18 protein-coding genes and 2 riboswitches are annotated in these 22,975 nt (G+C 44.9%); of the genes, 10 read left to right on the top strand and 8 right to left on the bottom strand.

Annotation, left to right across the window (positions count from 1 at the left end; translation table 11 throughout):
• Positions 1-423: 423 nt before the first annotated feature.
• Both RAH45_RS04485 and RAH45_RS04480 read left to right on the top strand, forming a co-directional pair.
• Positions 424-2,226: an FMN-binding glutamate synthase family protein gene (locus RAH45_RS04485; protein WP_102076647.1), complete on the top strand. Its 1,803-nt coding sequence runs from the start codon at positions 424-426 to the stop codon at positions 2,224-2,226.
• A 56-nt stretch (positions 2,227-2,282) separates the two neighbouring features.
• On the top strand, positions 2,283-3,125 hold the full coding sequence (locus tag RAH45_RS04480) for a phosphodiester glycosidase family protein (protein WP_306495592.1): 843 nt from the start codon (positions 2,283-2,285) through the stop codon (positions 3,123-3,125).
• A gap of 165 nt (positions 3,126-3,290) precedes the next feature.
• Here the strand turns inward: RAH45_RS04480 and RAH45_RS04475 are convergent, their stop codons facing one another.
• The 4 genes from RAH45_RS04475 to RAH45_RS04460 form a co-directional block, all read right to left on the bottom strand.
• A complete protein-coding gene (locus tag RAH45_RS04475) occupies positions 3,291-4,514 on the bottom strand; it encodes a vWA domain-containing protein (RefSeq protein WP_288726240.1) in 1,224 nt (407 codons plus the stop codon).
• 81 nt (positions 4,515-4,595) lie between these two features.
• Entirely contained in the window at positions 4,596-5,459 is an 864-nt protein-coding gene (locus tag RAH45_RS04470) for an AAA family ATPase (RefSeq protein ID WP_144297108.1), read from the bottom strand.
• Between the two features lie 258 nt (positions 5,460-5,717).
• The gene (locus RAH45_RS04465) at positions 5,718-6,335 is read right to left on the bottom strand and encodes a hypothetical protein (RefSeq protein ID WP_144297109.1); all 618 of its coding nucleotides are present in this window, start codon (positions 6,333-6,335) and stop codon (positions 5,718-5,720) included.
• Between the two features lie 231 nt (positions 6,336-6,566).
• Positions 6,567-6,887 (bottom strand): YcgL domain-containing protein, encoded by a 321-nt coding sequence (locus RAH45_RS04460; protein ID WP_102076631.1) that lies wholly within the window; start codon positions 6,885-6,887, stop codon positions 6,567-6,569.
• A 236-nt stretch (positions 6,888-7,123) separates the two neighbouring features.
• Positions 7,124-7,260, top strand: a riboswitch (glycine riboswitch).
• 50 nt (positions 7,261-7,310) lie between these two features.
• Positions 7,311-7,469: riboswitch (glycine riboswitch) on the top strand.
• 182 nt (positions 7,470-7,651) lie between these two features.
• Here RAH45_RS04460 and gcvT point away from each other — a divergent pair.
• The 5 genes from gcvT (at position 7,652) to RAH45_RS04435 (ending at position 14,148) form a co-directional block, all read left to right on the top strand.
• Positions 7,652-8,836 carry a glycine cleavage system aminomethyltransferase GcvT gene (gcvT, locus tag RAH45_RS04455; protein WP_306495591.1) on the top strand — a complete coding sequence of 395 codons (1,185 nt, stop codon included), beginning with the start codon at positions 7,652-7,654 and terminating at the stop codon, positions 8,834-8,836.
• 72 nt (positions 8,837-8,908) lie between these two features.
• Positions 8,909-9,289: a glycine cleavage system protein GcvH gene (gene gcvH / locus RAH45_RS04450; RefSeq protein ID WP_068404068.1), complete on the top strand. Its 381-nt coding sequence runs from the start codon at positions 8,909-8,911 to the stop codon at positions 9,287-9,289.
• A 259-nt stretch (positions 9,290-9,548) separates the two neighbouring features.
• Positions 9,549-10,307, top strand: a complete 759-nt coding sequence (locus RAH45_RS04445; RefSeq protein WP_286796989.1) for a nitroreductase family protein — start codon at positions 9,549-9,551, stop codon at positions 10,305-10,307.
• A gap of 71 nt (positions 10,308-10,378) precedes the next feature.
• Positions 10,379-13,276, top strand: coding sequence for an aminomethyl-transferring glycine dehydrogenase (gcvP, locus tag RAH45_RS04440; RefSeq protein ID WP_201588929.1), 2,898 nt, complete (start codon positions 10,379-10,381; stop codon positions 13,274-13,276).
• Between the two features lie 179 nt (positions 13,277-13,455).
• Entirely contained in the window at positions 13,456-14,148 is a 693-nt protein-coding gene (locus RAH45_RS04435) for an esterase/lipase family protein (protein WP_306495590.1), read from the top strand.
• Positions 14,149-14,182: 34 nt separating this feature from the next.
• Here the strand turns inward: RAH45_RS04435 and RAH45_RS04430 are convergent, their stop codons facing one another.
• The 4 genes from RAH45_RS04430 to RAH45_RS04415 all read right to left on the bottom strand — a co-directional run bounded on the left by RAH45_RS04430 (position 14,183) and on the right by RAH45_RS04415 (position 18,093).
• Positions 14,183-15,511, bottom strand: coding sequence for a ribonuclease D (locus RAH45_RS04430; protein ID WP_306495589.1), 1,329 nt, complete (start codon positions 15,509-15,511; stop codon positions 14,183-14,185).
• A 142-nt stretch (positions 15,512-15,653) separates the two neighbouring features.
• Positions 15,654-16,247, bottom strand: a complete 594-nt coding sequence (recR, locus tag RAH45_RS04425; protein WP_144297116.1) for a recombination mediator RecR — start codon at positions 16,245-16,247, stop codon at positions 15,654-15,656.
• 121 nt (positions 16,248-16,368) lie between these two features.
• Entirely contained in the window at positions 16,369-16,698 is a 330-nt protein-coding gene (locus RAH45_RS04420; protein WP_068404078.1) for a YbaB/EbfC family nucleoid-associated protein, read from the bottom strand.
• 90 nt (positions 16,699-16,788) lie between these two features.
• On the bottom strand, positions 16,789-18,093 hold the full coding sequence (locus tag RAH45_RS04415) for an O-succinylhomoserine sulfhydrylase (RefSeq protein WP_306495588.1): 1,305 nt from the start codon (positions 18,091-18,093) through the stop codon (positions 16,789-16,791).
• 500 nt (positions 18,094-18,593) lie between these two features.
• Here RAH45_RS04415 and RAH45_RS04410 point away from each other — a divergent pair, with 500 nt between their 5' ends.
• From RAH45_RS04410 to dusA, 3 genes are all read left to right on the top strand, one after another.
• Positions 18,594-20,264 (top strand): phospholipase D family protein, encoded by a 1,671-nt coding sequence (locus tag RAH45_RS04410; protein ID WP_306495587.1) that lies wholly within the window; start codon positions 18,594-18,596, stop codon positions 20,262-20,264.
• 91 nt (positions 20,265-20,355) lie between these two features.
• On the top strand, positions 20,356-21,657 hold the full coding sequence (locus RAH45_RS04405; protein ID WP_198327927.1) for an MFS transporter: 1,302 nt from the start codon (positions 20,356-20,358) through the stop codon (positions 21,655-21,657).
• A gap of 267 nt (positions 21,658-21,924) precedes the next feature.
• Positions 21,925-22,896 (top strand): tRNA dihydrouridine(20/20a) synthase DusA, encoded by a 972-nt coding sequence (gene dusA, locus RAH45_RS04400; RefSeq protein WP_306495586.1) that lies wholly within the window; start codon positions 21,925-21,927, stop codon positions 22,894-22,896.
• The last annotated feature ends 79 nt before the right edge of the window (positions 22,897-22,975 follow it).

Below are 22,975 nucleotides of genomic sequence, written 5' to 3'. Positions count from 1 at the left end.
TACGCGTTGCGGGCAAACGCTTTTTTTACCATTCATGCCCTGCACCCGTCACAACTCACAAGGCACTATTTAGACCTTACTACCAGACACTGACAGTCGGTTTCAATCTTATTTTTAATGCTTTTCGTTATTGCCATTGAGTGCCTTTTCCTTATCTTCGTAGCCAAATCATCAGCAGAAAATCATTTGAAATAATCAATCAGAGCCGATTACGTCTAAAAATTGTTATTTTGAGCGCAACATTAGCACTCTGTTACCCAATTAAACCATCTCAGTGATATCATATGTGTATGATGTACGCGATAAATTTAAGCATTTAATCCATTCTTAATAACCATGTTTATGACATGGTTATTTTGTTATGGATATTTTGTTTTTTATCATTGCGTTTTTATTATTTACGTAACACTGTTGAGTATCGTTATGCCCCAATCTCGTACCAATCTAAACCCAAAACCCAAACAGGATTCTCCTTATTTAGTTGGCGTTATGTTGCGCTACAGTACTTTTGCCGCTGCAACCCTGCTGTTTATAGCAGGGCTGTTATTGATGAATTGGTGGCTGATTATTCTTGGCGGATTGGGTGTGGGTTTGGGGATTTATGATGTCATACAGGCAAAGCATGCCATCTTAAGAAACTATCCAGTTGCAGGGCATATTCGCTATGTGCTTGAAGATTTTCGCCCTGAAATTCGCCAGTATTTATTAGAAAATGACAAAGAACAAGTGCCGTTTTCACGCCAGCAGCGCGCGCTAGTGTATCAACGAGCCAAAAACGTCAGTGATACCAATGCTTTTGGTACGCTTGATAATTTATACGCGCACGGTAAAGAATGGTTTTTGCAATCAGCGGTCAGCCAACCGTTAGAAAATAAAGACTTTCGTATTATCGTTGGCGGCGAGCGATGTCAACAGCCGTATGATATGTCGGTATTTAATATCTCAGCGATGAGCTTTGGGAGTTTATCGGCCAATGCCATTATGGCGCTTAATCAAGGCGCTAAATTGGGCGGCTTTACTCATGATACTGGCGAAGGCGCCATCAGCCCTTATCATCGTAAGTTTGGTGGCGATTTAATCTGGGAGCTGGGCACCGGTTATTTTGGCTGCCGTGATGAGCTTGGCAATTTTGATCCGCAGTCCTTTGCCGAACAGGCAACCGATCCGCAAGTAAAAATGATTGAGATTAAACTCTCGCAAGGTGCAAAACCAGGTCAAGGTGGCGTACTGCCAGCAGAAAAAATCACGCAAGAGATTGCGGATACGCGCCACGTGCCGATGGGTAAAGACTGTGTGTCGCCCTCTTCGCACAGCGCCTTTAGCACGCCGCGCGAGTTGGTGACTTTTTGGCAGCAGCTACGTGATTTATCAGGCGGTAAACCAGTCGGCTTTAAGCTGTGTGTCGGTCAGCCATGGCAGTTTATGGCGATTGTAAAAGCTATGATAGAGATGGACAATTATCCTGACTTTATCATCATTGACGGCGCTGAAGGCGGTACAGGTGCAGCGCCCGTTGAATTTATGGACAACGTCGGTATGCCGATGGTTGAAGGCTTTATGCTCGTGCATAATACTTTGGTTGGTGCAGGTATTCGCGATAAGATTAAGCTTGGCGTTAGTGGTAAAATCGTCTCAGGCTTTGATATTGCGCGTATGATTGCGTTGGGTGCTGACTGGTGTAACTCGGCGCGCGGCTTTATGTTTGCCGTTGGTTGTATCCAATCGCGCTCATGTCATACCAACACTTGCCCGACTGGCGTTGCTACCCAAGACCCGTATCGCCAAAAAGCTCTTGATGTACCAAGTAAAGCTGAGCGCGTGGCAAGTTTTCATAAAAATACGCTAAAATCACTTGCCAGTATCGTTGGTGCGGTTGGTCTTCAGCATCCAAGCCAATTACAGCCGTATCATATCGCCCGCCGTTTAGACGATGGCCAGATTAAGCTGTTATCGAAGTTTTTTTACTTTGCCGACCAAGGCGCCCTGCTTGAGGAAAATGCTCGCGCCGACGTCTTTAACCAAATGTGGGTGATGGCAAATCCTGATAGCTTCCTTGCCAATAACGATGCGCTGATTGCTTATAACAAAGACTCGCGTGATAAAGGTAAAGAAACCAATGCCCCAACCACCCAGCACCCCGATGATTCGGTAGATCTCATCGATGGTGGTCTGTTAATTGGTAACGTCAATAATACTTTCCGCGAAATTCCGCCATTAGACGACTAAGAATTATGGCGTTTTTTAGACCATCTAACGTTACCCTATAAAAAGATAAGTCATCGATGCCAAGTTCTATATTTAGGTTTCCTTACTCATTGTTGGCGGCAGCGCTGGTTGCATTAAGCATCAGCGCTTGCCAGCCAGCAGAAGATAATAACCATGACACGATAAGTAGTGATGGCAAAAATTGGTCATGTCAGGCGCAAAACACGCCCTTTGCCTATAGCGTTTGCCGTATTGATGCAAAGGCGCTGACCGACACGCGTTATTCATTACAGCTATTTTGGCAACAGAGCGATAGCAATGCTGATAACAACCAGCCGCTACTGACTTTTGATGCTTTACTAGCGGCGCTGCCCTCTAATCAAACCCTTAACTTTGCCATGAATGCTGGCATGTATAATGAAAATTATGCGCCGATTGGCTATACGGTTATCGAAGGTAGGGAGCGACGCGCATTAAATATCAAAGAAGGCGGCGGCAACTTTCATCTGTTGCCCAACGGCGTCATGTGGTGGGATAAATCTGGCAAAGTACAGATTACCGAAAGCAAAACGCTAGACAGCCAGCTCAAAAATGGCAATACGCAGCCTTGGTATGCGACGCAATCAGGTCCTATGCTAGTCATCAATAATAAAATTCACCCGCAGTTTAAACCTGAGAGCAGCTCGCTTAAGCTACGTAATGGCGCCGGTGTTTGCAGTGATGGCAGTATACAATTTGTCAATAGCGAGGCGCCGGTGAGCTTTTATCAATTTGCCGCCTTGTTTAAAGATGAATTAAGCTGCCCAAATGCCCTATTTTTAGATGGCGGTATCGCTTCGGCACTCTACGCACCGACCATTGATAAGCATGATAAAAAAGAGATGGGTGTGATGATTGCGCTGATAGAAACGAAAAATTAGAAACAAAGAATTAGCAAAGCAAGAGTAAAAACAGAAATTAGAAATTAGAAATTAGAAATTAGAAATTAGAAATTAGAAATGAAAAAATAGCCGCTATATTTTATAACGGCTATTTTTATGCGTGTTTACAAAATAAATAAAGTAAATGATTCTTACAACTGTCCCTTAGCGCGCCAGATAATTGGTCATCTCTTCCACACCATGCAAGGTCATCGGATACATTTTATTGTCGAAGAGCTTTTTAATCTCAACGATGGTTTGGGTGTAATTCCAATACGCAGGATTTTCAGGATTGAGCCAAGCGACTTTATCAAAATGCGCCAGTACCCGTTTTAGCCAGACGATGCCCGCCTCATTATTCATATATTCTACACTACCGCCAACCGTCATCAGCTCATACGGCGACATCGACGCATCCCCGACAAATATCACCCGATATTCGCGACCATAGGTATTGAGCAGCTCATAAGTCGGCATCGGAGCGCTGTGGCGACGATTATTGTCTTTCCAAACATAATCATATAAGCAGTTATGAAAGTAAAAAAACTCTAAGGTTTTAAACTCGTTTTTGGCCGCAGAAAACAACTTTTCCAATGCTTCGACGTGAACATCCATACTGCCACCAACATCAAATAGCATCAGCACTTTGACGCGGTTGCGGCGCTCAGCTTGCATATGAATATCGAGCACACCTTTTTTGGCGGTACGCTTAATGGTTTCGTGAATATCTAGCTCATCGGCGCTGCCGGTACGGGCAAACTGACGCAAGTTGCGCAGTGCCATTTGGATTTGGCGCGTGCCAAGCTGATTGTCATCATCAAGATTGCGATATTTGCGCTGCTCCCACACTTTAGCAGCGCTGCGTTTACGTGACTCACCGCCGACGCGCACGCCTTCTGGATGGTCGCCATAGGCACCAAATGGTGACGTGCCGCCAGTGCCGACCCATTTACTGCCACCTTGATGACGCTCTTTTTGCTCTTTAAGACGCTCTTCTAGCGCTTTCATCAACTCCTCTAATGAGCCGTATTTTTTTAGCAAGCGCCGCTGCTCTTCGGTCAGATTTTTTGGATCAAGCTTTAAATCTAGCCATTCTTTCGGAATATCCGTCAACTTTGCAAGCAGCTCATCCATATCAAGACTATCGACGCCCTCAAAATAATCTGCCATAGCACGGTCAAATTTATCAAAGTGACGCTCGTCTTTGACCATACAAAGCCGAATCAGTCGATACATATCCTCGCGACTGGCAAAAGTAGATAGCTCTGGGTTTTCAGGATGCGGCTGCATCATCAGCCCTTGATCTAAGGCCGCGTTTAGGTCAAGCAGCTCACGCGTACTGACCGGCACGCCGTAGGTACGCAGGGTATAGAACAATTTGATAAACATAAAAGTCGCATCACTTATTGGCTGATAGAGTTACGAGTTGGACTGCTTCATTAGCGTCAATTATGACAAACGAGCTATCGCTTAACGACGCATCATATTGGCAAAACGCTGCAATAAACTCACATCGGCTTCGTTTTTGAGCAGCGCGCCATATAGCGGCGGAATAGACTTTTCCCCGCGTAAGTTTTCTTCCAGCTCGTTTTGTGCCATATCATCAGCCAATAATAGCGTCAGCCAATCGACCAATTCCGACGTTGATGGTGGCTTTTTAAGCCCTTGAATATTACGCAGTTTATAAAAAATATCGAGCGCATCATTGACGAGTTTTTCTTGGATATTCGGGAAATGCACCTCAATGATTCGGCGCATGGTATCTTCTTCTGGGAAATCGATATAATGGAAGAAACAGCGGCGCAAAAACGCATCTGGCAGCTCTTTTTCATTATTTGAGGTGATGATAACCACCGGACGCTGCTCAGCAGTGATGGTCTCGCCCGTTTCATAAACGTAGAAAGACATTTTATCGAGCTCATGCAGTAAGTCGTTTGGAAACTCGATATCGGCCTTATCAATCTCATCAATCAATAACACACTGCGCTCACTGCTCGTAAAGGCTTCCCACAGTTTACCAGGCTTGATATAGTTGCCAATCTCATACACCTTGTCGTCGCCCAATTGCGAATCACGCAAGCGCGATACGGCATCGTACTCATACAGCCCCTGCTCAGCTTTGGTGGTTGATTTGATATGCCACGTAATCAGCGGCATCCCTAAGCTCTCAGCAACTTCTTCAGCCAGTAAAGTTTTACCAGTGCCCGGCTCGCCTTTAATCAGTAACGGCTTTTGTAGCGTCATCGCCGCATTAACGGCCAGCTGCAAATCATCGGTAGCAATGTAGTTTTGCGTACCGGTAAAGCTTTTTTTCGTTTTATCAGTCGTGCTCATAATACATTCTCAGTTATTAGAAAAAGTTATTAAAATCAGTTATTGTTATCCGTTAAATATAGTAGAAAGCTTAGAGAAAGTCGTTAGCAGATACCTAATTATTTAGATTAGCACAGTGCCATTAATTGCCAAAGTACTCATGCGTTCGTAGTTATCATTGACTGGCTGTACAGCCGATAAATGAGTATAAAAAAAGACACGCAGGGTGTCTTTTGTCTAATAAATATCTACAGCAAAAAGCTTTATTACTCATATCTATTATTTGCGGTCTTTTTTTAAGCTAACCTCAGCTTTAGGCTTACTTAATTCAGTCCTAGCCAATTCAGGTTTAGACGACAATGCTGAATGGTCAAACGACTCTGATAAACCCGCGTCGTCTGCTAAATAATTACCAGTAGTCAATTGGGCAGTCGCTTGCGCATCATCCGCCGTACGGCTGCGAGCTTTATCCAAGCTGGACTCAAACGCGCCGCGAATCAGTTGCCAGACAAAACCCACAAACAAGCCCACGACCAACACCACTAAAATCGGCAGCATATTGGCTATCGCGCCAGCCGTATCTTTCATCATAATCGCATAAACGACACTGATACTCGCCGGCGCAATCACACTAGGATCACCAAGCGCCGTACCAGGCGCGAGCAAGACGGCAAACAATATCATCCAACTCATACCACCAAGCGGGCGCGGCAAAATACGAGCAACCAACAACCAGAGTATCAAAACGATAATGACGCCGCCAAGATACGCATACATAGGTAAGTCTGCGGGTGGCACATCTTTGACCAGTTGCCCCCACCAAATCGTAATCTCACCGAGGATATCACTGATAGCGCCTATCGGTAAGCTGTCTATAATGCCTTTTAACCAATCCATGCGTGTTTCTTTACCTGCGTTTATTACCTGCGGCGCGTAAAGCGTCAAGCGGTATAGGGTAAGTTTTGTCAGACTAACAGTGCGACAAAATACATAATCATCAACTGCACTTAATTATGCGTGTCTAATGGCGATTAGTTTATCACGACTTGCTAGCAAAATGCATAAGCGCAAATGTTTCGTCGCTTTTTTAGTGCATTTAGGCCAAGTCTCTTAATTTTAAAACATCTATTAATCGTAGATATTATCCTGCGCTTCACGGGCGCGTAGCTCAGCTTGACGGCGCATCACATCTTGCGGCGGCAACTGCACAAAATACCCTTGCGACTTTAGTTTTGTCAGCACTTCTTCTTTGTCAACGCGCGCCAATTTTGGCGTGCTCGCCAAGTCTAAATGCATAACAAACTGACTACGTCCTAAACTTGCCCGAAACTCTTTTGGCAGTACACCGAGCCAGTCCTTAATCTCATCGGTATCATCAGGATAGTCAGGGCGCGCAATGTAAACATACATATCGTCGTGTTTGGGAAATTTATAAATATCGCAATGCATAAAAACAACCTATCAGAAACTATCGCCATAGATTAGCATATTTGCGGCTGCAATCAGTAGTCGCTTTACGTTTTGCTATGGTAAATCACTGTAAAGTCCGCTTATTTAGTGACCTTTTACACATGCTATTTATTCATAAATTTGTCAGCTCTGCTGCTAAAAAGTTGTTTTTAACAACATTATCGACTTTAATGCGGCAGATGGCTTGTAAAAACAGCCTGAACCTTTCATAATAAAAGCGTTTTTCAGGAGAGAGTCTTGGGCATGATATTAAGTGAGCTTATATTTACGAGCTGCGCTAATCACTGCTTGATGACCACCGAAGGCGCATACACCCTGCCAATCGCTCAGGTAAAAGGACTGAAAAACATATGTCACAACTGTTTTATTGCTATCGCAACTGCATAGCAATAAAACATAAGGCATAACAAATCTGGAGAGCGGTAAGGACGGACGACGCCTTACCCACCGAAGGGGAGAAAATGCGACATCATTTGCTTGGACTTTTTAAGGCTTTTGCTTTAAAAAATCACCATGATGGTTCGTGTTGAAAATCTCAGGTTACAGGACAGATAGGGCTTTTGCTTAAACCGACGTTTGGCGTCTGTTTGGCTAATTGTTCTATTTTTTTGTACGACCCTTGGTTGCACTGCTTGCGCCCTGCAAGATTGCTACTCACTACTATGATAATGCACATCTGCCCTGCTACTTTGATATTTTATACCTGATTATCAAGTGCTGCTGATGTTCCATAAGGATTTGTTATGACCGACACTCACAATACCAGTTCTCAAAATACCAGCACTTCCGCCCCTAAACGCACGCCCCTTTACCAGTCGCACCTTGATAGTGACGGCAAACTGGTGGATTTCTCTGGTTGGGAATTACCAATCCATTATGGTTCACAAATCGAAGAACACGAAGCCGTGCGTACCGACGCCGGGATGTTCGATGTCTCGCATATGGTCGTTGTTGATGTTAAAGGCTCGGATGCCAAAGCATGGTTGCAAAAGCTCCTTGCCAATGATGTCGATAAATTAAAAACCGTTGGTAAAGCACTTTACTCTCCGATGCTCAATGAGCAAGGCGGTATCATTGACGATTTAATCGTTTATCTGATGAATGAAGACGCGAGCGAATATCGTATCGTGTCAAATGCGGCTACCCGCGATAAAGACATGGCACAGTTTAATAAAGTTGCCGAAGATTTTGAGGTTGCTCTAACGGAACGTGATGACTTGACTATGCTCGCGGTCCAAGGCCCGAATGCCGTTGCAAAGCTGGCACAAGTCAAACCGAGTTGGGCAGATACACTGGCTGCCCTTAAGCCTTTCGTTGGTGCTGATTTAACCGATATCGAAGGCAAAGATTGGTTTGTGGCGCGTACTGGCTATACAGGCGAAGACGGCGTTGAAGTGATCATGCATGGCGATGATGCACCAGCATTTTTTGAGCAATTAAAAGCCAATGGCGTCAAACCTGCTGGTCTTGGCGCGCGTGATACCTTGCGTATGGAAGCGGGCATGAACTTGTATGGTCATGATATGAATGAAGAAACCAGCCCTTACGAGTGCAACATGGGCTGGACACTGGCGCTAAAAGACGAGCGCGACTTTATCGGCCGTGAAGCCTTAGTAAATAAGCGTCAACAAGCGAAAGATGACAACAGTGCCATGAAGCAAGTCGGTTTGCTATTGACGACGCGTGGTGTGTTGCGTGAAGGCATGACCGTGACCATCAATCAAGGCACAGATAATGAACAAACGGGTCTTATTACCAGTGGCACTTTCTCCCCTAGCCTAAAAAACTCAATTGCAATCGCCCGCGTTCCTGCCAGCTTATCAGATGACGATAGCGTGCAGGTCGATTTGCGCGGCAAGGGTAAATTCGTCGACGTCCGCGTTGTCAAGCTGCCCTTTGTGCGTAATGGCAAGCAGCAATTTGACTGATATCCTTGTTACCTTTTATTATGAGCGTCCCTTGTTTTTATTAACCATTCTCTATCATTTAGGAGAGAGACCATGAGCAACATCCCAGCAGAACTAAAATACATCGCTAGCCACGAGTGGCTGCGCCTAGAAGACGACGGTACGATTACAGTTGGTATCACTGACCATGCTCAAGACTTGCTCGGTGACGTGGTGTTTGTTGAATTACCAGACGTTGGCGATATCATCGCGGTTGATGACGAAATCTCTGTGGTTGAGTCTGTAAAGGCGGCCTCTGACGTTTACGCGCCTATTTCAGGCGAAGTGGTTGCCATCAACGAAGCATTAGAAGATGATCCAGAAATCATCAACTCTGACCCATACGGCGAAGGTTGGTTCTTTAAAATGAAGCCTGACAATATCGCTGACTACGAAGCTTTGCTAAGTGCTGATGAGTACGAAAACGAGCTGTAATAGTAAGCTAATAGGCGCTAATTAATTAAGCTATCGCTATTTTTAATATTAAAAACACAACTTGTTATGACAGATATTGGCGTCAGCTGGTATCTGTGCGCTTTTTCTTAACATACTTAGCCTTAGGGCTTAATTTAGCATTTGCAATCGCCCGCTCATTTTTGGGCCGTACTCATTGAGCAAAGAATATTAACCACGCACTTCAAGTATCTCGACACACAAACTTAGCCAAGCACTCAATCCCAGCATGGATTTTCATATGACCCCAGATACTAATAAGCAAACCATTATTGCGACGCCTGATCATACCCCGCAGCTACAAGCCTTTCGCGATGTGGTTGAATCACGCCGATCTGTGCGTCGCTTTACCGACACCAAGATACCTGATGATGTGTTGGCTGACTGTCTGCGTTTGGCCATGCTCGCGCCGAACTCGAGCAATCTACAGCCGTGGGAATTTTATGTGATTGATGATGCGGATAAACGCAAACGCGCGATAAAAAACTGCATGAATCAAAATGCGGCGAAAACCTCAGCGCGCTTGATTGCGGTCGTTGCGCGTACCGATGTTTGGCACGATCACGCCAAGCAAATTTTACGCGAATATCCGGATACGCCAGTGCCCAAAAAGGTCAAAGATTACTACAACAAAGTTGTGACCATGGATTTCTTACGCGGACCGGTCAACGTTATATCAGCGGCCAAATGGGGTGCAACGCAAGTCGTCAGACGGGTAAAGGGTCCGATTAAATCACCTTATTATACCTTTGAAGACACCAAAAACTGGGCCACCAACAATACTGCTCTTGCAGCCGAAAACCTCATGCTTGCTTTACGCGCGCACGGTTTTGATAGCTGTCCGATGGGCGGCTTTGATGAGCCTGCGATGAAACGCTTATTAAATTTAAGCGACGATCACCATATCATTATGATGATTGGTGCCGGTGAGCGCGCTGATAATGGCGTCTACAACACCCAGTTCCGCTTTGACCAAACTCAATTTGTCCATTACGTCTAAAACCGTAAACCGTTATTATTTATTCGTTATTTTAGCCATCTCCTTTATCATCCCTTTTATCAAGGACTGTTATGACTATCTCTCAAAACCCAACGTTTGATACCTTTCAAGGTTTATTCAACGAAGCTGAATTTGTCTATCGTCATTTAGGCTCAAATGATGCCAAACAAGCCGACCTATTAAATGCCGTTGGTTATCAAGATATGGCAAGCTTTATCAATGATACCGTGCCTGAACCTGTGCGCTTGCATAAAGAGCTAGATTTACCTGTGGCCATGAGTGAACACGCCGCGCTTGCTAAACTACGTACCATGGCAGACGATATCACGGTTAATAAGAGCTATATTGGTCAAGGTTACTCGCCTGTGCGTATGCCAGCAGTGATTCAGCGCAACGTCCTTGAAAATCCAGGTTGGTACACTGCTTACACGCCTTATCAAGCAGAAATCGCCCAAGGTCGCCTAGAAGCACTGCTTAACTTCCAGCAAGTTTGTATTGATTTAACAGGTTTGGAGATGGCTGGCGCGTCATTACTTGACGAAGCAACGGCTGCGGCAGAAGCGATGGCCATGTCGAAGCGTGTGAGCAAAAGCAAATCAAACCAGTTTTTTGTGGATGAGCGTATCTATCCGCAAACCTTAGATGTCATCAATACTCGTGCCAAATATTTTGGTTGGGAAGTGGTGGTTGGTGATTTCGAACTGGCTAAATCAGGTGATTATTTCGGTGCTATCTTCCAATACGTCGGTGTTGAAGGCGATGTAAAAGACTTAACCGATGTTATTGCGGCGGTAAAGAAAAACAAAACTTATGTGAGCGTTGTCAGTGACATCATGAGCTTGGTGCTATTAAAGTCACCAGCCGATATGGGCGCAGACGTAGCACTCGGTAGCACTCAGCGTTTTGGTATTCCGATGGGTTTTGGTGGTCCACACGCCGCCTACTTTGCCTTCTCGGATAAAGCCAAGCGTTCAGCACCTGGTCGTATCATTGGTGTCTCTAAAGACTCGCAAGGCAATACCGCGCTACGTATGGCACTGCAAACTCGCGAGCAGCATATCCGCCGCGAAAAAGCCAACTCAAACATCTGTACCTCACAAGTATTACTTGCCAATCTAGCTGGTATGTATGCCGTTTATCATGGTCCAAATGGCGTTAAGCGTATCGCCACTCGTATCCATGCGTTTGCGACTGCCTTTGCTGATGTTATTAAAGGCGCTAACGATAGCAATTTAAATGTGGTACATGATCAATTCTTTGACAGTGTCGTCGTTGATTGTGGTTCAGAAAAAATGGCAACGCAGATTTTTGAAAACGCCGACAATATTGGCTACAACTTATGGCGTCTTGGCGACACCAAATTAAGTGTTGCCTTTAGTGAGACTAGCGATGCGCAAGATTTTAATGTCTTAACGCAACTATTTGTCAGTAAAGCTCATGACTTGCCAACAGAAGCTCGCGTGTCACTCGATGGCGCTCACTTGCGTAGCGATGACATCTTGACCCATCCAGTCTTTAACTCGCATCATACCGAACATGAAATGCTGCGCTACTTAAAATCGCTTGAAGACAAAGATTTGGCGATGAACCGTAGCATGATTTCACTCGGTAGCTGTACCATGAAATTGAATGCGACCAGTGAGATGCTACCGATTACGTGGCCTGAATTTGCCAATGTGCATCCATTTGCGCCACGCGGTCAAGTGACTGGCTACATTGCAATGATTGATAGCTTGCAAGAGCAACTCAAAGCCATCACAGGTTTTGATGAAGTGTCTATGCAGCCTAACTCTGGCGCTTCAGGCGAATACGCTGGTCTCTTAGCAATCCGTCGTTACCATGAGTCATTGGGCGAAACGGACCGTGATGTTTGCCTAATTCCAATGTCAGCGCACGGTACCAACCCTGCTACCGCCATGATGATGGGCATGCAAGTCGTCGTGGTGAAAACCGATGAAAACGGTAACGTAGACATCGATGACTTGACCGCCAAATGTGAAGAGCACAGCGCGCGTTTAGGTGCCTTGATGATTACTTATCCATCGACACATGGCGTATTTGAAGAAGGCATTCGTCATATTTGTGATTTGATTCATAAGCATGGCGGTCAAGTATACATGGACGGCGCCAATATGAATGCGCAGGTCGGCATGATGCAGCCTGCTGATGTCGGTGCAGACGTACTACATATGAACTTGCACAAAACTTTCTGCATTCCACATGGCGGCGGCGGTCCTGGCATGGGCCCTATTGGCATGAAAGCACACTTAGCACCATACATGGCCAACCATACGTTGAGCCCTGTACATAATGCGCAAAATGATTGCTCAGCTGTATCAGCAGCACCTTATGGTTCAGCGAGTATCTTACCTATCTCATGGATGTACATCGCGATGATGGGCCGTGATGGTCTGCTAAAAGCCACTGAGCTTGCATTATTAAATGCCAACTATGTTGCCAGCCAGCTGAAAGACCACTACCCTGTTCTTTATACGGGTAAAAATGGCCGCGTCGCTCACGAATGTATCATCGATATTCGTCCATTGAAGGAAGAAACTGGCATCAGTGAAAGCGATATTGCTAAGCGCTTGATGGATTATGGTTTCCACTCACCAACGATGAGTTTCCCAGTTGCAGGCACCTTGATGATTGAGCCCACTGAGTCTGAATCTAAAGAAGAGTTAGATCGTTTTATCAGTGCGCTACAATCTATCAAAAATGAGGCAATGAAAGCCAAAGCTGGCGAAGATGGTTGGACATTAGAAGACAATCCACTGGTCAATGCACCGCATACCGCGGCGATGATTACTAGCAGCCAATGGTCACATCCGTACAGCCGTGATACCGCTGCATTCCCACTGCCTTACATCCGCACCCATAAGTTCTGGCCGAGTGTGGCACGTGTTGATGATGCTTACGGCGACAAGAACCTCATGTGTTCTTGCCCAAGTATCGAAAACTATATGTAGTTTTCAAACAAAGATAAATAGTTGATATAAAAACAAACCTCCAAGTCAGTAGCTGATTTGGAGGTTTTTATTTTGTCTATTCTGGGCTAATAATTTAAAAGATCATGAGATTAACGTTTAAATTAGGGGCTAGAGCCTAATATAATAAAATATCAGTAAAATAACTTTTGGACAATAACATGCAACAAAAAAACCGCGTTATTCTGATTCATGGTCTGCATCAAACCGCTTGGATTATGCGGCCATTAGCCAAACGCTTGCAAGCCGCAGGATTTGATACTTATCAATTTGGCTATCGTAGTCTGCGTGATGGCATCAAAACCAATAGCGCACGGCTCAATCGTTGGCTAGAAGAAAACCACCATCCTGACCAGCCAATCGATTTAGTCGGTCATAGTTTGGGTGGTTTGATTATTCGTGATTTTGTTAATGAATATCCACAATGGCAAATTGGGCGCTGCGTAACGCTCGGGACACCGCATTTAGGTAGTGTTTGTGCAGATTATATTTGGCGCTTATCCCCAGTGGTAGTGGGGCGTTCGTACGTCGATGCGCTAGATGGAACCGTCGCGCCCTTACCGGAGCATATTACCTTAGGCGTGATTGCCGGTAATCGTCCTTATGGCTTAGGGCAGTTATTTTTGCAGTATCATAATCGCAAACTGCGTCGGACAGACAACCTGCCATCAGCAGAACATCTGCTACACGATGGCACAGTATATATAGAAGAAACCAAAATAGAGACAGCCACTGATCATATCGTATTACCAGTGTCGCATACTGGGATGCTGGTCGATAAAACAGTGGCCGCACAAACCAGATATTTTTTACAACATGGACAGTTTGACCATAGCGATTTTAAGCATTTATAGACACTAAACACTTATAAACGCTACTCTTTATCGTTTAGCGAACATTGATACCCATACCCTGCTGCAACTCGGTTTTATGCTCCTTAATCACTGGAATCAAGGTTTGCATCACCCACTCATTGCGCCAGCCTTTTAACCCTTCTGGCAATTCGCTTAGGTCTTTATCAAAGGCGATCACTTCATAGAGCTGTGCGAGCCATTTTTTACGCATCAAGACATTAGCAGGCACGCCGATTCTTTCTGCTTGCGCATCGATTGCTTGTTGCACTGCTTTTGATAAGACTTTGTTTTTTGAGCGATACGGTGGCAGTAGACAATCCGGATGCTCAGCAGGATGCAGGTTTTTGGCTTCTTTAATGACCTTGAGCAACTCTTCACCATAGAGGCGTAACATGCTACGGTGCATCGTGGTTTTGTGCGCAAGCTCGCGCATACTGCTTGGTTTTTCTGTAATAATCTCGCGTACTGCTTGTTTTTTTATCACAAAGGTACGCGGCTGATTGGTCGCGCGTGCTAGCTCCTCGCGCCATGTTGCCACTGCTTGCAATATCGCCATCTGCTCAGAGGTATAACGATAATCTGCCATCGTTAGATACATCTCATCATCGGCTACATGCTGTGCGTCATATAAGTCACTGGCATAAAGCTGGCAGTCCGCCCACACGTATTCAAACAGACCCTGCTTTTTCAGCTCATATTCAAGGCTTAGATAAAGCGCTGGCAAAAAACGCACGTCATCTATCGCATACTGCTCTTGCTCATCTGATAGCGGGCGTTGCAGCCAGTCTGATTGGCTTTGCTCTTTATCGATATGCATATCTAATTGGTCATCAAGCGCCTGCTGATAGCCCATTTGCAATTGGCCAGTTAAATATGACAGGGCAATTTGCGTATCAAAAATATTGGTCAACGGCGGGCAGTCAGACAATAGATAAAAAATCCCCAAATCTTCACCGCAGGCATGCCAAATCGCCACGTCTACTTTAGCCAACGCTTCCCATAGCTCGGCCAATTGCAACTGCGGCGCATCTAGTAAATACACATGATTGCCAGTATTCAGCTGCACCAGTGCCAAGCGCGGATAGTAGGTATCGCGCTTGATAAATTCAGTATCTAACGCCACCCGGCCGCAAGTTGCCAACGCATCGATAACTTCAGCCAAATCATCCTGCTTACGTACCCAGGTAACAGCCGCATCATCAGCGGCATCTAGCAATGCATCGATATTTGGCTTGGGTGGCAAATCTGTGGGCGCTACCGCGTCATTGACTGATGGTTTTGATAGCTCATCATCAGTAGCAGTATTATCTAAGCGGTTTGATTGGTTAGAAGTAGTTAAAGCTGTTGAAACATGGTTTGACACGGGCAGATACCTGCTGAAATAGAAGAAAATAAAACGCTAAACCGCGTCTTAATACAATGAAAAAAGAACTATAACAATATCATAAAATCAGATGAACAAAATTTTGTTTTAAAAAAGCAGTAATACCAAAGAGACAGAAATACTACAAAAATGAGCGATTTTGCATGGCTTGCCCAAGGGTCATACTATCAAGGTACTCAAGCTCGCCGCCCATCGGTACGCCTTGCGCCAAGCGGGTGACTTTATTGACATGACGACCAACCGCCTCACTGATAAAGTGTGCCGTCGTTTGACCTTCGACCGTCGTACCAGTCGCTAAAATTAGCTCTTCAACCGGCTCTTGCTTCACCCGCCAGACCAGCTGATCGATATTTAGATCATCGGCGCTGATACCGTCTATGGGCGATAAATGCCCGCCCAACACAAAATAACGCCCACGATAGCCTGCGGTTTGCTCGATAGCCATCACATCGGCGGCGGTTTCGACCACGCATAACAAGCCATCATCACGCCGTGGATCTTGGCATAATGGACAAACTGCCTCGTCGCTAAAACTATGGCAGCGCTGGCATTCGACAATATCACGCATCGCCTCATCAAGTGCTTGCGCGAGCGCCATGCCTTGGGGGCGTTTTTTGGTAAGCAAATGCAATGCCATACGTTGGGCACTTTTTTGCCCCACGCCCGGCAAAATACGTAGCTGTTTGACCAGCTGATCAAATTTGGCTGTCAGCAAAGTAACTTCCTTTATTTAACTTAATTTATAAATCGTAGCTATAAAAATGGGGTCGTATCGTGTCGATAACAACCCCATTTTTGTGGTCAATCAGCAGTTTTTAGCGCTTATAGTCCGCTATTTAGAACAGACCTTGCATGCCTGGTGGTAAGCCCATACCTGATGTTGCGCCAGCCATGGTTTCTTCATACAGCTCATCCGCTTGACGCACGGCATCATTGATGGCAGCAGCGATTAGGTCTTCAATCATATCTGGCTCGTCTTCCAATAAACTTGGATCAATGGTCAAACGCTTAACGACGTGGCGACCAGTCATAGTGACTTTAACCAGACCACTGCCCGCTTCGGCTTGCACTTCTTTATTGGCCAATTCTTTTTTAGCGTTTTCAACGTTTGCTTCGACTTTCTTTTGCATCGTTTGTGCTTGTTGCATCAATGCTTGAATATTCATAGTTGCCTCTTTTATTTTGTCTTAATGCGTATCATTATAAAGCGTTATTCATCACTAAATCTGATGTTAATGGCGATTATACCTTGATCTTTACAAACTGTCTAAACCACGCGCCAAATCTTTGATGATATCTTCCACATCTTCTAAGCCTACCGACAGGCGGATGAGACTATCATTAACGCCTGCTTCTGCGCGCGCCTCAGGCGTCAAGCGAAAATGGGTAGTAGTCGCGGGATGGGTAATGGTGGTTTTGGCATCGCCCAAATTATTGGTGATAGAGACCATTTGCGTTGAATCAATCACATGCCAAGCCGCGGCTTTTGAATCAGTACCCTTTGAATTAGGGCTAGTCGACGATTTAACTTCAAAACCCATGATAGCACCATAGCCACCTTTCATATGATGTTGGCGCGTCGCAAGCTCATGTGCAGGATGGTCGCTTAATCCTGAAAAGTGCACGGTGCTAACATTGGGATGATTGACCAAAAATTCTGCTATTTGATTGGCATTTTGACAATGCGCTTGCATACGTAATTTCAGCGTTTCAAGCCCTTTAGTAAAGACCCATGCGTTAAATGGGCTCATACTGATACCACCTGAACGAACCACAGTAAACGCCTCTTGCATCAGCTTATCGCTACCGACTAAAGCGCCGCCTAATACCCGACCTTGACCGTCTAAATATTTAGTTGCAGAATGAATGACCACATCCGCGCCCAAATCTAATGGGCGCTGCAAGGCTGGTGTGGCAAAGCAATTATCAACGACCAATAAGATATCATTGGCTTTACACAGCTCGCTCAGATAGCCGATATCACAAATTTGTGCAAGCGGATTGCTCGGGCTTTCACAATAAATAACCTTGGTATTTGGCCGCACAGCTTTTGCCCAAGCGTCATTATCGAAGCAATCGACATAGCTGACTTCAACGCCAAACTTTGCCATATAGTTATTAAACAAACCAATCGATGAGCCAAATAATTGATTGGCGGCGAGCAAATGATCGCCAGCTTTAAGATACGCCAAACACATGGTCAAAATCGCGCCCATACCTGAGGCTGTCGCCACCGCACGCTCGCCGTTTTCGAGCGCCGCCAAACGCCGCTCAAAGGTGCGCACGCTCGGATTGGTATGGCGCGAGTAAACGTTACCCGTTTTGCTACCATTAAAATGCGCGGCAGCGTCCACCGCTGATTCATAGACATAAGAGCTTGTGGTAAAAATAGCCTCTGAATGCTCGCCTTCATCAGTGCGATGCTGCCCTGCTCGTACGGCGATGGTTTGCATGCCATAATCGAGTTCTAGATTGAGCGCGTCATCGCGCCAGTTAGGGTCTACTTTATTTGTCTCTGTTTTATTTGCATTGCTATCATCATACATTTGCGACTGACTCATAAATTTTCCATTGCACTGGTTATTATTAAACATACGGCCTATTTTGATTATAAACACTCTTTATTCGCGTTATCATAGCATGGCAACTTATTCCAAACAGCTGGTTTCAAAGCCATGCTAAATATTATTTTTGCATAGCGGCTAGTCGTTATTTATCATTAAACCCTTGTAATTAAACTGCTTACATCAAACACCTGAGCCAAAATAGCGTATTACATTTCTAATGACACATTGCAAGCGCAAACGGTGACTGCGCGATATGTAAATCACGGCCAAATAAATCGCCGCAACCGAAAAAAATAACGTATTTACAATAGGCATAGATGGCGTCAGCTGTTAAGCTTAGCGGCGCTGCGAATATTGCTTTGAGCAATAGGACTTTTAAACAATATAATTATACGCGCCATACTCAGTGCTACCATCGGTAAAAATAGCCAATAAATCAAGCCCACTTTTAACCCGTGCTTTATACAATTCAGGTCCACTAAGGTCACTCATTTATGTCGATGTTCAGTATAGAACCAAGTAACTTATCGTTGAGCTTAACTCTCGGCCTTACCTTAGGTCTTAGTGGATGTCAGAGTTTGCCAAAGCAGCCGCATTTGCCTGAAAGCCAAGCTTTATCCGCGCGTATCGACGCTTTATATCAACAAGAGGGTCACGAGCAAAATAGCAATCAGAAAGACGGCCAACAAAACAGCCAAACTACCAATACAAAAACGGATAGCACTGACTTAGTCGCCGCTATCAGTGAACAGAACGAGATTCACCCTGATTTATCGGGTTATCATCCGATTGTGACAGGTGCCAACGCTTTTGCTTCACGCAGTATTTTGACCAGCATGGCCACGCGTAATATCGACGCCCAATATTATATTTGGCACGATGACCAAGCCGGACAGCTGATGCTAAAGGACTTATGGGACGCGGCCGAGCGCGGCGTCATCGTTCGTTTGTTGTTGGATGATTTTAATAATAGCGCCAAATTTGATCAGCATTTATTACGTTTTGCCAGCCACCCGAATATCGCCGTACGTATTATCAACCCATTGATGTACCGCAAATTTCAAACCTTAAACTTCGTAACAGGTCTACCGCGCATTAATCGGCGCATGCACAATAAAAGCATGACCTTTGATAAGCAAATCACTATTATTGGTGGGCGTAATATTGGTGACGAATACCTAAGCAATGACAAAAACAGCCAATTTGCCGATTTAGACGTTTTGCTCATCGGTAAAGTAGTCGCTGACATTGACAATAGCTTTGCCAGTTATTGGTCAGCGCCAATTTCATTTGATATCCAAACCCTTGCCACCCTTGATAAAGGTGAAACCACGGATTTTTTGGAAGGTTTGGACAAACTCAGAGCTGATGAAAAAAACAACAGTAAGAGCAGCTTAGACGTCTATAAAACGGCTATCGAAGATTCCTCTATTGATAGTGACTTAATCAATAAGCGCGTGCCCTTTCGCTGGACTGACATGCAGTTTTTAAGCGATGACGTCGGCAAATTGACCAAGACTGTCCCAGCCGATACCAATTTGGTACATCAGCTGCGTACTTTATTGGGCAGTCCAACCAAACGCCTGACGATTATTTCATCCTATTTTGTCCCCACCAAAGACGGGGTCAATACACTGGTCGAGCTGGCAGAAGCTGGTATTGATATCAAGATTTTGACCAATTCCTTTGATGCCACTGATGTGACCGCGGTGCATTCTGGCTACAGTCAATGGCGCCCAAGCTTATTGCGAGCTGGGGTAAAAATCTACGAGCTAAAATCAACCGCTTCTGAAGAAAAACGCGAAAACAAGCTTTGGAAAGCGCGCAGTCAATCGTCTACCAGCCTGCATGCCAAGACTTTTGCCGTTGACGACTACCAAGTATTTATTGGGTCATATAATGTCGATCCGCGCTCCGCCAATATTAATACCGAGATGGGCGTCATTATCAATGACGAGGAGCTGGCAAAACAATTGCATAGTGCGCTCAGCGATGAATTATTGGGTCAAGCCTATGAAGTTAAGTTGTTAGAAAATGGCAGCTTGCAATGGCATACCGTAGAAGCTGGTGAAAAGGTTGTTTACGATTCAGAGCCGCGCGTCGATATTAGTGATCATGTTTGGTTGGCCATCATGTCATGGCTACCGATTGATTGGTTGTTATAGATAGCCAATACTTTTATCGCACGACTGTTATTTCATACGCTTTATTTACCCATTCTAATCAACCCCTCTTTAAGTGGATGCGTGATCTATTATGCCTTCTCGTTCTCAATATGCTCTGATGTCTTCTAAAGATAGAAACGCTGTGCTTTTTATCTGCTTTAGCAGCGCAGTCGCGTTCTTTGATTTTTTGATTTACTTATATCTTGCTGATATCATCGCTGCCGCCTTTTTTCCTGCTAATACCAGTGCGGCGATGGCTAAAATACAAGGGCTTGGGCTATTTGCGATTGGGTATTTGGCACGTCCGTTTGGCGGGGTTATCTTTGGGCGCTTTGGTGATATCAGTGGACGAAAACCGATATTATTAATGAGTATTTTGGTGACCGCTGCAAGCTTGCTGGCGATGGCCTGCTTGCCAACGTATGCGCAATGGGGTATGGCTGCGCCTGCTTTATTCATTATTTTACGCCTGATACAAGGAATGGCGTTTGGGCTTTTTGCACCGCTGGCTTGGGTTTTTGTGTCAGAGCATGTGCCGCGCCAATATTTGTCAGTCGCCTGTAGTTATGTAACGGCAAGCTTTTTTGTCGGTGTACTATTTTCCAACGCCTTTTTTCTTTGGCTAACCAACTCCATGACCACCGAGCAACTGGCCGCTTATGGCTGGCGGGTACCATTTTTTATGGCGGCCATCCTAAGCGTGGTGCCTTTTTTGGCGTGGCGCTGGATAGATGAATCGCCGTTTTTCATCGCCATGAAAGCTGCAAAGCCGCGTGATTATATTGCCAAACCCTTTATCCTGCTCTTTAAGCATTGTAAGCATTCTATCTTTATCGGCTTGCTACTTACCTTTATCATAGCCAGTATCACCACCGTTATCATTCTACTCCTACCCGATTTAATTGAGCTGCGTTTTACTTTGGATAATGATTTATTTGGCTTTTCACACAGTTTAGGCATCGTATTTATGATTCTCGGCTGTGTGTTTTACGGAATCATATCCAACCATCAAAACTTTGGTAAAGTATTGGCCATTGGTTCTATCTTGTTGATTGCGCAGATGTTTGCATTCTTTTATCATCTACAAGCAAGTGGCGATTACATTCTTATCATGTATGCGCTGTTAGGGTTTTGTGCGGGTATTGTGGGCATGGTTCCGGCCATTTTGGTACAATTATTTCCCACCAACGTGCGCCTGACAGGTATGGCACTTTGTTATAATGTTGCTTATGGGATTGTCGGAGTGTTGGTGCCTTTTGGGCTTGGTTACGCCACTTTATATATCAGCTTTTCGCCTGCGCTATACATTGCCTTTGTAGGCTTTATCGGCATTATCATGGGCATTTATTTTTATAATTTGCCTGAATTCAAAAAAATTGATGAAGTGATTTAGAGAATAATTACTGAGCTTTTCCCTATTTTTGCTTTGTTATTGATTTTCCTATTATTTAACTTATATGGATAGAATAATCAAAAGGCGTCATGAAAATAACACTCATGGCGCTTTATCTATTCTCCTTTTAAACACATTTAAAAATGCACGTAAAAGCAAGGTCGGTTCGCAATAAAATTGGCAAATTGATGAATATCGACGTGAGACTGGTATAACGATTTTAAAACGACCTACTATATGCATGCATAATAACGAGGCTTTACCCTAATGGTTGATATGACCAACAAACGACTCTCTGTTGCGCCCATGATCGACTGGACAACGACAGATTATCGCTACTTTGCACGGCTGTTTAATCCGCATGTTTATCTTTATACCGAGATGATTAGTACTGGTGCGCTGCTCTATGGCAATCGCGCGCGGCATCTGCGCTTTGATACGCTTGAGCATCCACTGGTGCTACAGCTTGGCGGTGCCGATAGTAGCGAGATGGCCCAATGTGCCCAATTTGCGCAGCAGCATGGCTACGATGAGGTCAATATCAACGTCGGTTGCCCCTCTGATCGCGTCCAGCACAATAAAATTGGCGCCTGCCTCATGGCAGAGCCGCAGACGGTCGCTGATTTGGTCAAGCACATGCAGGCAGCGGTCGATATTCCGGTGACCGTTAAACATCGTATTGGTATCGACGATTTTGATAGTTATGAGTTTATGGTAGATTTTGTCGAAAAAGTCGCAGCGGCAGGTTGTACACGCTTTATTGTTCATGCCCGTACGGCGTGGCTACAGGGCTTGAGCCCGAAGCAAAATCGCGAAATACCGCCACTGCGTTATGATGATGTTTACCGTCTCAAACAAGACTTTCCAACGCTTGATATCGAGATTAACGGCGGTATCGAAACGGTTGCTGATATTAAAGCCCATTTACAGCATGTCGATGGCGTGATGATTGGACGAGCGTTTTATCACAATCCGTACCTACTGGCAGAAACCAACAGTTTATGGGGCGCGCCGATTCCTAAGCGCTCGGATATTTTAGCGCAATTGTACCCTTATCTAGAAAAACAAAGCGCTAAAGGTGAAGCACTACCAACGATGACGCGGCATTATTTAGGGTTGTTTCAAGGCTTAACAGGTGCGCGCAAGTGGCGACAGGCATTGAGCGGTAAACCGCAGCTAACAATTGATGATATTAAACGAGCCGCTGAAGAAGTCTTAGCCTTAAATCCAAATGCTTAGTCATCAATCACTATAAACATAAAATAACAGCTAATGGGTGCATAGCTAATTGATAAAGACATTCATCAATTAGCTATTT

It is taken from the genome of Psychrobacter sp. van23A, from assembly GCF_030845275.1.
In the GTDB taxonomy this organism is placed as follows: Bacteria; Pseudomonadota; Gammaproteobacteria; order Pseudomonadales; family Moraxellaceae; genus Psychrobacter; species Psychrobacter faecalis.
Note: the sequence above shows the minus strand (reverse complement) of the source record. Positions and strands in the feature narration are given on the sequence as shown.